General features: G+C 59.5%; 11 protein-coding genes. 8 read left to right on the top strand and 3 right to left on the bottom strand.

Annotated elements, in window-relative coordinates; genetic code table 11:
• The 3 genes from BCA01S_RS37515 to BCA01S_RS30005 form a co-directional block, all read left to right on the top strand.
• A partial coding sequence (locus BCA01S_RS37515; RefSeq protein WP_027780070.1) for an IS110 family transposase occupies positions 1-420 on the top strand: 420 nt, incomplete at its 5' end.
• A gap of 412 nt (positions 421-832) precedes the next feature.
• Entirely contained in the window at positions 833-1,255 is a 423-nt protein-coding gene (locus BCA01S_RS30010) for an NUDIX hydrolase (protein ID WP_027780069.1), read from the top strand.
• A complete protein-coding gene (locus BCA01S_RS30005; protein WP_027780068.1) occupies positions 1,252-1,515 on the top strand; it encodes a hypothetical protein in 264 nt (87 codons plus the stop codon). The genes BCA01S_RS30010 and BCA01S_RS30005 overlap by 4 nt, the downstream gene beginning before the upstream one ends.
• 122 nt (positions 1,516-1,637) lie before the next feature.
• Here the strand turns inward: BCA01S_RS30005 and BCA01S_RS38195 are convergent, their stop codons facing one another.
• Complete coding sequence (locus BCA01S_RS38195; RefSeq protein WP_156955112.1) at positions 1,638-1,799, bottom strand: hypothetical protein; 162 nt, start codon at positions 1,797-1,799, stop codon at positions 1,638-1,640.
• Positions 1,800-2,296: 497 nt separating this feature from the next.
• Positions 2,297-3,292, bottom strand: a complete 996-nt coding sequence (locus tag BCA01S_RS35600) for a LysR substrate-binding domain-containing protein (RefSeq protein ID WP_084166999.1) — start codon at positions 3,290-3,292, stop codon at positions 2,297-2,299.
• 104 nt (positions 3,293-3,396) lie between these two features.
• On the opposite strand from BCA01S_RS35600, the gene metC reads away from it, so the two are divergent.
• The 5 genes from metC to BCA01S_RS29975 all read left to right on the top strand — a co-directional run bounded on the left by metC (position 3,397) and on the right by BCA01S_RS29975 (position 8,229).
• A complete protein-coding gene (gene metC / locus BCA01S_RS29995) occupies positions 3,397-4,569 on the top strand; it encodes a cystathionine beta-lyase (protein ID WP_027780067.1) in 1,173 nt (390 codons plus the stop codon).
• Complete coding sequence (locus BCA01S_RS29990) at positions 4,566-5,447, top strand: ABC transporter substrate-binding protein (protein WP_244146072.1); 882 nt, start codon at positions 4,566-4,568, stop codon at positions 5,445-5,447. Before metC ends, BCA01S_RS29990 begins: the two co-directional genes overlap by 4 nt.
• Positions 5,448-5,450: 3 nt before the next feature.
• Entirely contained in the window at positions 5,451-6,101 is a 651-nt protein-coding gene (locus tag BCA01S_RS29985) for an amino acid ABC transporter permease (RefSeq protein WP_027780065.1), read from the top strand.
• An 8-nt stretch (positions 6,102-6,109) separates the two neighbouring features.
• Positions 6,110-6,868 carry an amino acid ABC transporter ATP-binding protein gene (locus BCA01S_RS29980; protein ID WP_027780064.1) on the top strand — a complete coding sequence of 253 codons (759 nt, stop codon included), beginning with the start codon at positions 6,110-6,112 and terminating at the stop codon, positions 6,866-6,868.
• Positions 6,869-7,059: 191 nt separating this feature from the next.
• Positions 7,060-8,229, top strand: coding sequence for a porin (locus BCA01S_RS29975; protein WP_027780063.1), 1,170 nt, complete (start codon positions 7,060-7,062; stop codon positions 8,227-8,229).
• 410 nt (positions 8,230-8,639) lie between these two features.
• Here the strand turns inward: BCA01S_RS29975 and BCA01S_RS29970 are convergent, their stop codons facing one another.
• Positions 8,640-8,966: a RidA family protein gene (locus tag BCA01S_RS29970; RefSeq protein ID WP_244146071.1), complete on the bottom strand. Its 327-nt coding sequence runs from the start codon at positions 8,964-8,966 to the stop codon at positions 8,640-8,642.
• Positions 8,967-8,978 lie beyond the last annotated feature (12 nt).

The raw sequence follows: 8,978 nt of genomic DNA, 5'->3' as shown, positions 1-8,978 counted from the left end.
AAGCTTGCTGATGACGACGCGGGGCAGAGACTGATGGGCATTCCGGGGATCGGACCAATCACTGCGAGTGTGCTTGCCTCTGAGATCGGCGGCACACAGTTCAGATGCGGTGGAGACTTTGCAGCTTCGCTTGGTCTTGTGCCCCGTCAGTACAGTACCGGCGGAAAATCCAACCTTCTCGGGGTCAGTCGACGTGGCGATAGCCATATCCGAAGTCTTCTTGTGCAGTGCGCCCGGGCATACATGCGCTTTCTGGACAGGCGAACCGGGCCCCTCGCGGAATGGGCCCGCGTGCTGGCCAGCCGGCGTCATTCGAACGTCGTGGCGTGCGCGGTGGCCAACAAGCTGGCCCGAATCGCATGGGCGATAGTCGCCCGACACACGAGCTTTAACGCAGGACCTGTGGCCTTGCCGGCCTGAACCTTTCTAGGAGACCCATCAACACCTCGGCTTTTGCGACGCCTGACACTGATGACCGGAACGGCACACCGGCCTGCGGAAAAACCCGGGAAGTAATGAGGCTTAGAAAGCCGCACGACTTTATGGGAGCTGCAGGCGCGAACTTCATCATGGCGCGGGGCTCAGCCCTAACCAAGGACGCCGGATAGATTTGAGCAAGCCAACCTGTCCTCACGCACAAGGGGTTGCAAATCTGGGGCGGACCATAGATTTACTTCGAGGTGACGAATTTACTTCGCTCTACGTTGCCGCAGCCTGTGAATTCCGCATTGGCACGATCTTACGGTAGCGTGCGCGGCCAAAAAGACGTCATCAACAAGCTAAATTATGATTGAGGTCTTTCAGAGTCTTGCTATCAAACGGACAGACATCAATGAAAGAGAGGGCAACCGTTTTGTGTGTCCGAGACAACCGTATCCTGCTGGTTGCCAGGCTGAGATCGCGATGGGCACTTCCGGGCGGCCGAATCCATCGGGGAGAAGCGCCGCACGAAGCCGCACTGCGCGAACTGGAGGAGGAAACGACACTCACCGCGACCGGACTGACTTACCTTTTTCAGTTCAGCGGATTCAACACGCTGCACTATGTATTCTTCGCCGAGGTGGCGTATCAATCGATTGCACAGCCGAGCAACGAAATCGCCAGATGCAAATGGTTCGCGCCCGTCAAGATCGGGACGCTTTCCACGAGTGTACCGACCCGGGAAATCGTTGAGCTTTTCTTCCGGCACATGGCCATTGTCGAACACGACGGTTCGGGGCCGATGCCGAAGCAAGTCGTAGATGTGGCGCCATGAACTGCACATACCAATATCAGGGATTCGACATCGAAATCGCCGTTGAGGCAGACTTCGATTGGAGTCGCGGGTGCACCGCTACGGAAGGATTTGGATATGTAGCGGTGGTGAGGATCTGCAAGGCTGATGTCGCAGTAGCCGTTTTCTCCCCTCTGCGTTTTGGCGAATCACAAGGCAAGCCATTTCCCAGTGAAGCAGATGCGCTCATGGGCGGTCATAGCGCGGGGCGGCGGATCGTCGATGATCTGTTCCATTCATAGTCGGCCGATCAGCGGATAAAACCAAACAGAGCCTCGGGGGTTTGAATCAAAAGTTTCTTCAAAGTCGAATGGCTGTTGTGAGCCTATGACCTGCCATTTTGCTTCGCCTCGCGACTGTCGGTTCATGGGCCGGCCACTGCCTGTTGTCGATCGGTGGCGCCCGATTCGATCCGGCTACCATGCCGAGGATTGCAAGCTGAAAAATCGAAATGACCATGCCGGCGCGAGAACGACATGAAAAATCGCTTGCCACTTACCGTCTGTTTGCCGCTCGGGTCGTTCATTGCCGCCTGCCTGCTGCCCTTCCCACTTCCGTGGCTACTGTTGTCTGGATGACGATCAGCGTGATGGCGCCCGGACCCGCACCCTTGAGAGCTTCCCGTGAACCGGTATCCGCCCGGAGTGGATCCGGGCGTATCGCGCAGCGTTCGTGTGGTTCTACCACCTGGCGTGGTGGCGCTGGTACATGCGCTCGTGTCTATCCGGGACATTGCCGGTCAGATGGGAGCGGCGCTGCGGCGAGCGAAGAAATCGCGGGGTAAAGGGGCGGATAGCCCGTCTGACCTTCATTCGATGCTGTGCTGTGGGCACTGGGCGTGATTTCTTCGGCACGCGCCGGATTGACCCGATAATAACGGGGTACTGCATGTGACCGGTCGACTGGAATGTAAAGATTTTATTGTCCAGATAGCTTTTGCTGTCAACTGGACAGCGCCCATCGATTGATTCTTGTGTTCCTGCCGAGCCGTTTTTGCTCGCTACATGACGGTTGGTCGTCGTCCTATTTCTTCGCCGCGCTACCGCGCGACACGCTCTTGCGACGTGTCCGATTCGAAACGGGCGGCTTCAGTCCCGCCAGGTCATGAGCGCCCATCGCTACCTCCAACGCTTTCTGGTCGATCCCGAGTTGCATCCGCATCTGACGTAGAAACTGCCTGGCGTTCTCGGCCAGCGGCGTGCCGGGCCTGAACACGAGTACGCCTGTGAACACCGCTTCGACGTCGATCGGCTTGACGACCAGACCACGTTCGACAAAGTCCAGTGCAACGATCGGATGCGCGATGCCGATTCCCACACCAGCGAGCGCGAGTTCGCAGACCGTATGGGAGTACGGCGTCTCGACCAGCGGTTTTAGCGCAATGCCCAGGCTGGTCAGTTGCGTTTCCAGCCGCAAGCGCGTGCTGTCTTCGGGATTGAGCGCGATAAAAGGTGTATCCACCAACTCTGCCGCCTTGATAGAAGGGCGCCCCGCGAGCGGGTGTCGCGCACTCATCACCGCCACACCGGGCATTCTGACGAATGCGGAATGCTCGAGACCGGCCATGGACATCTCATCCGACATCAGACCGAAATCCACCTGCCCCGCCGAGACTTTCTCGTGAACCTCGCGCGAGCTCATCACCTGTAGCGAGATCTGCACGTCGCGCGCGGCGGCGTCGAACGCTGCAATGACTCGCGGCAAAAATCCCGTGCCCAACGCGGGTAACGAGGCGATCGCAAGCCGTCCCAAACCATACGAGCGAAGACTTCGAATGCGGTGCTCGATGACTTCAAAGCCAAGAAAATACCGGTCGACATCGCGCATCAACGCGACGGCTTCCTGGGTCGGCACAAGCCGGCTGCGCACACGCTCGAACAGTTTGAAGTCCGCCATTGTTTCCAGTCGCCGGATCGCCTGACTGACGGCTGGCTGCGAAATCTCGAGCAGACCCGCTGCCTTGCTCGTGCTGCCGGCCGTCATGACAGCCCGGAACACTTCGATATCGCGTATCCCCATATAACCCCTGCTTATCGACCTAATTATTTCTGATGTTGAGTCAAACCTGCAGGTAAGTAAACTTCATTTCATCAATTTCGCTTCCCAAGGACTTCAAGACAGCTATGAAAGACATCCACCAGAACCCGCCCGCTCATCAGCCGTTTCGCAGCCTCTCGCCCGCAGTCATGCGCGCCTCGACCGTCGTGTTCGATTCGCTGGCCGACTTCGCGCGCCGCAAGGAGCGGCAACCGGACGGTTTCAGTTACGGCATTACCGGTACGCCGACCGCGCGTGGACTGGAGCGGCGGATCGCGGCACTCGAGGGTGGCGCTCACTGCGTGGTCACGCCGTCGGGCCAGTCCGCGTTGATGACGACGGTGATGGGCTTCGTTCGAGGCGGCGACCATCTGCTCGTCTCAGCGGCCTGTTACGGTGCGCTGAAGACGTTCGCACAGAACTGGCTGGCCCGCTTCAGCGTCGACGTGGAACTCTATCCGCCGGCGATCGGCGCCGACATCGAAAAGTATCTCAAGCCGAACACGAAGTTGATCTGCATGGAGTCGCCCGGCACGGTCACGATGGAAATGCCGGACATTCCGGCAATCGTGGCAGTGGCGAGGCGTCATGGTGTGATGACGATGATGGACAACACCTGGGCCAGCCCGCTCGCTTTCCGGCCGCTCGATCATGGCGTCGACTTCAGTGTCGAGGCGGCTACCAAGCTGTTCGGAGGCCACTCCGATTTGTTGCTGGGTTCGATCAGCATGAACGACACGGGCTATTACGCGACGCTGCGCGAAACGCAAAGCATTCTGGGGCAGCAAACGAGCCCTGACGACTGTTTTCTGGTACTGCGCGGACTTGAGACGTTACAGGTGCGGTTTGCCGCGCAGAGTCGCACCGCCCTGGAGATCGCCGAAGCCTTGGAGCGGCAGCCGCTGGTCGACAAGGTGTTGTTTCCCGCGCTGGCGTCGGACACAGGCCACGACTTGTGGAAGCGGGACTTCAACGGCAATGGTTGTCTCTTTTCGCTGATTCTCAAGCCCGCACCGGAGCAAGCTTTCACCGCCTTTTTTGACGCATTGCAGCACTTCGCCATCGGTGCAAGCTGGGGCGGTGTGCACAGTCTCGCGGCTTTCTACCCGGCGCCGTTGCAGGCGGACCGACCGTTCCCGCTAACCGATCAGCCCATCATCCGGCTGTCGATCGGACTGGAACCTCCGGGGTTGCTGTTGCAGGACTTGCAGGCGGCGCTCGATGCGTTCAGGCGCGTGGCAGACGGAGCGGGCGCATGACCACCGAATATTCAAACCACACTTTGGAGGAGAGCAAGATGAACCGATTTACAAATTGGATGCGCCATACCCGATTCGCCGCCTGGCTCGTACTCGGCTTTCTGGCCGGTGCGGTTACCCAGGCTCAGGCGACCGATCTCCTCGCGAGCGCAAAATCAACCGGCGTGCTTCGCGTGGCGAATACGCAAAGCAGTCCGCCCTGGAGCCTGCTCGACAACAGTAACCAGCCTGCCGGATACGACGTCGAAATGGCCAAGGAGTTAGCGAAGCGGATCGGCGTGCCGAAGGTCGTCTTCGTCGCCGACTCGTTCAAGAATTTCGTCGAAGGGCTGAAGTCCGGCAAGTATGACATCGTGATGAACGACCTCACCCCGACACCCGAGCGCAGCAAGGAGGTTGACTTTGGTCTTCCGTACGGCGTCGAGGATTTCCGCATCTTCGTGCGGGTGGACAACACGGACATCAAGGGCCAGCCCGACCTGAAGGGTAAGCGCATCGGGGTCACCACCGGCTCGAGCAACGAGACCTGGGCGCGGACGCATCTCAAGGACTCGGATATCCGTAGCTACGACAATGGCGGCCTCGTGTTTAGCGATCTTGGTACGGGGAGAATCGACGCGGTGATCATTTCGCACTTCGGTGGCATGAAGTACGCGAACGTGAACCATCTGCCAGTGAAAGAAGTAGGCGAGCCGCTTATCTATCAGTTGTCCGCGCCGGCGCTCGCGAAAAACCAGCCCGCGCTTCTGGCGGCGGTGAATAAAGCTATCGATAACATGATGGCTGATGGAACGGTCGAGCGCCTGGCAAAAAAATGGGTCGGGCCGAACTACGACATGGTCGGCACGATCGCGAAAGCCAAAGAGCAGAAGGAGTAGTCGATGCTGGAACTGTTCGTTCGCTCGCTTCCTTTGCTCAAGAGCGCGGTGCTGATGACCGTTTTTCTGGGACTGAGCTCCTTTGTATTGGGGTCGACACTCGGTCTGCTTGTGGCATTGGCGCGCATCTCCCGTTTTGCCACGCTGCGCGCTCTGGCCTTTGCTTATGTTTCCGTATTCCGCGGCACGCCGCTGCTGGTACAGATTCTATTGCTGTACTTCGGCTTGCCGCGCTACGGGATCGTGCTTGACCCCGTGCCTGCCGCGCTGCTTGCCCTGACGCTGTTTTCGGCGGCCTATCTGAGCGAAAACTTCCGCTCCGGTATCAACGCGGTGGACCGCGGCCAATGGGAAGCGGCGATGTCGCTCGGCATGGGTTACTGGAAAGCGATGTCGCGGGTCATTCTGCCGCAAGGATTGCGCATCGCCATCCCGCCGGTCGGCAGCCGGATGATTGCGCTGATCAAGGACACGTCGCTCGCCTCGACGATCACTGTGGTCGAGTTGACGCGTGTGGCTGATCAGGTCGGTGCCTCGACGTTCCGCTACATGGAGATGTTCCTGATGGTCGGTTTCATCTATTGGCTTATCAACCAGATCCTGACGATTGTGCAAACGATCCTTGAGAACCGCGTGTCGAGGCGCTTCCAGTGAATAGAGATATCAATACGATTACCGTACGCGGGCTCGCCAAATCGTTCGGCACGAACAAGGTACTGCAAGGTGTGGATTTCAGCGTCAGGCAGGGCGAGGTAGTTGTCATCATGGGCCCTTCGGGTTCCGGCAAAACAACCCTCCTGCGGTCGCTGAATTTCCTGGAGATGCCGGACGTGGGGTCAATCACGGTGTGCGGCATTGAAGTCGTGCGTGACGGCACTCCGAAAATTTCGCGGGAGGATCAGAAGAAGATCAAGGCAATCCGCCAGCGTACCGCGATGGTTTTTCAATCCTTCAATCTGTTCCCGCATCGCACTGCGCTGGAAAACGTGACGGAAGGACTGGTCAGCGTCAAGCGCATGAAAAAAAGCGAAGCCGTCGAGCGTGGCATGCGCCTGCTCGACCGGGTGGGTCTCGCGGCGAAGGCGCACGAGTACCCAGCGCGTCTTTCCGGCGGGCAGAAGCAGCGCGTCGCGATTGCTCGGGGGCTGGCGATGGGGCCGGAAGTCATTCTCTTCGACGAACCGACCTCCGCACTCGATCCGGCGCTTCGCGAGGACGTGCTCGTGGTGATGCGCGAGCTCGCCAAAGAAGGGATGACGATGCTCGTCGTCACTCATGAAGTGCGCTTTGCGCAGGACGTCGCCGACCGGGTTGTGTTCATGGACGGCGGGGTGGTCGTCGAGGATACGACACCCGAAGCTTTCTTTGGCGGCTCGGGCAGTCCCCGGGTGCGCCAGTTCCTGAATCTCATCGAGATTTAGCGGCCACTTCCGCGGATGCGTCGTCGCGGCCCGAGCGGCTGACGGCGCGCGGGAAAAAACTGACTACTGGAGAACGACGCGCCGTCCGGCGCGGTGGTTCGTCACGCCCCGCGAAATCGAGTTCAAGCGGTACCTCGAGCAATAGCCCACGCAACACCATAAACAGCAATACGACTCCTGGAGAATCGAAGATGAAACGTACAGTCACATCGCTGATCGCGGTCGGCTCAATGTCGGCCGCGGCCACGGCCCATGCACAGAGCAGTGTCACCCTCTACGGGATCGTCGACGCCGGCATCGCCTACGTGCACAACGCAGCGGGAACGAGTGGCGCGAACCGGAGCACGTTGGTGAAATTCTCCAGCGGCACGATGTCGGGCGGGCGTTGGGGGCTGCGCGGGACCGAGGACCTGGGCAATAGTCTGCTCGCGCTGTTTCAGCTCGAAAACGGCTTCAATGCGGGGACCGGCGTGCTGAATCAGGGCGGACGTGAGTTCGGCCGCAAGGCGGTGGTCGGGCTGAGCGGCGCGAACTGGGGCACGGTTACGCTCGGCCGGCAATACGATCCGGTCGTGGATGTGGTTCAGCCTCTGACCGGCGATTCGTACTTCGGCGGCACCTTTGCGACGCCGGGCGACGCGGACAACTACGACAACAGCCTGCGTGTCAGTAACTCGGTCAAGTACGTCAGTCCGACTTATCGTGGTTTGAGTTTTGAGGCTTTGTACGCGTTCGGCGGAGCGGCTGGCAGCGTGGCAGAGGGGCAGACCTACAGCGCGGGCGCCAGCTATACGCAAGGACCGTTTGCGCTGGCGGCCGGCTATTTCTATGCGAATGGCGGCCGTACCGCGACCAACGGTGTGCGCACGTGGACCAGCTCGTCCGATTCGCTGTTCAGCACCGTGGTGAATCAGGGCTATTCATCGGCCAGGTCGATCCAGATTGCGCGAGTTGGTGCGCGATACGTGCTGGGCGCGCTGACCCTGGGCCTGTCATACAGCAATATGCAGTACGGTCGCGACAGCCTGTCGACGTTCGGCGAGACCGAAAAATTCAACTCGGGCGCAGTGCTGGCCGCGTACCAGTTCACGCCGGCTTCACGCGCGGCGTTCGGGTACAACTATACCAAATCGGATGGCGCTGCTTCGGCGAGTTATAACCAGTTCAATATCGGCTACGACTACGCATTGTCAAAACGCACCGAGCTGTATGCGTTAGCGGGCTACCAGAAGTCCAGCGGGACAACGCTGAATAGCGCAGGCCGTGTGATCGCGGCTAATGCATCGATCGGATCGTACGGCGTCAATTCCGGCTCGGATACGCAGGCACTGGCCGCGGTTGGGATCCGCCACAAGTTCTGACGGAAGTGTACTGACGAGGTTCGTGCTACGGCCGCGCCGTCCTTCGAGGGGCAAGGTCGTTCGAACTCGTCCCTCGCCTGGATCGTCAATTCGTCGTGTGGGACATCAGCTTTGCATTGTGCCTCTGGCACCACCGAAGTGTGCCGGTGACAAAAAGCAAAGGCAGCGCGAAGCCGGTCATGATCACGGGGATACGTCGCTCCAGCCAGTTCTTAACCGCTACGCAGCGGATTTAGCCCTCGAAGTATCCTGTCCGCGCCGGAGTCGTTCGCTATATCTTTTACGCCTGCAACGGCACCCAAATAGGGGTTGAGTTCTAGCGACCAGACGTGGTTCGCCTGGACCGCGGAGCGGTCCGGCCCGAGCAAGATTAAAAGCGGTAGTTCAGCAGTAACGCGAGCCGCCGGTCGTTAACCCTGGACGGTAGCGGTGACGCTGAACTCGACTAGCAGTTCTGGCAAGCCGAGTGTCGCCTGCACCGTACAACGCGCCGGTAGGTGATCGGGATCGACCCAGCGCTGCCATGCCGCATTCATGCGATCGAAGTCGCTCATGTCCTTCAGATAGATCGTCACAGACAGGAGATTTCGCTTGTCGCTGTTCGCCTGCTCCAGCAGCGCGTCGATCCGGCTGAACGCTTCCAGACACTGCTCCTCGATCGACTGTGCCTGCGCTTGCCCGGACGACGTTTGTCCGGCCAGGAACAGGAGGTTTCCAAAGCGCACCATTTTGCTCATGCGCGCATTGCC

It is taken from the genome of Paraburkholderia caledonica NBRC 102488, from assembly GCF_000685095.1.
Taxonomy (GTDB): domain Bacteria; phylum Pseudomonadota; class Gammaproteobacteria; order Burkholderiales; family Burkholderiaceae; genus Paraburkholderia; species Paraburkholderia caledonica.
Note: the sequence above shows the minus strand (reverse complement) of the source record. Positions and strands in the feature narration are given on the sequence as shown.

Bases quoted from the DNA above. Each gene is read 5' to 3' on its own strand.
- BCA01S_RS29975 (WP_027780063.1), top strand. From the start codon at position 7,060: ATGAAACGTACAGTCACATCGCTGATCGCGGTCGGCTCAATGTCGGCC.
- BCA01S_RS29985 (WP_027780065.1), top strand. From the start codon at position 5,451: ATGCTGGAACTGTTCGTTCGCTCGCTTCCTTTGCTCAAGAGCGCGGTG.
- metC (WP_027780067.1), top strand. From the start codon at position 3,397: ATGAAAGACATCCACCAGAACCCGCCCGCTCATCAGCCGTTTCGCAGC.
- BCA01S_RS35600 (WP_084166999.1), bottom strand. From the start codon at position 3,292: ATGGGGATACGCGATATCGAAGTGTTCCGGGCTGTCATGACGGCCGGC.
- BCA01S_RS29970 (WP_244146071.1), bottom strand. From the start codon at position 8,966: ATGAGCAAAATGGTGCGCTTTGGAAACCTCCTGTTCCTGGCCGGACAA.
- BCA01S_RS29990 (WP_244146072.1), top strand. From the start codon at position 4,566: ATGACCACCGAATATTCAAACCACACTTTGGAGGAGAGCAAGATGAAC.
- BCA01S_RS30010 (WP_027780069.1), top strand. From the start codon at position 833: ATGAAAGAGAGGGCAACCGTTTTGTGTGTCCGAGACAACCGTATCCTG.
- BCA01S_RS38195 (WP_156955112.1), bottom strand. From the start codon at position 1,799: ATGAACGACCCGAGCGGCAAACAGACGGTAAGTGGCAAGCGATTTTTC.
- BCA01S_RS30005 (WP_027780068.1), top strand. From the start codon at position 1,252: ATGAACTGCACATACCAATATCAGGGATTCGACATCGAAATCGCCGTT.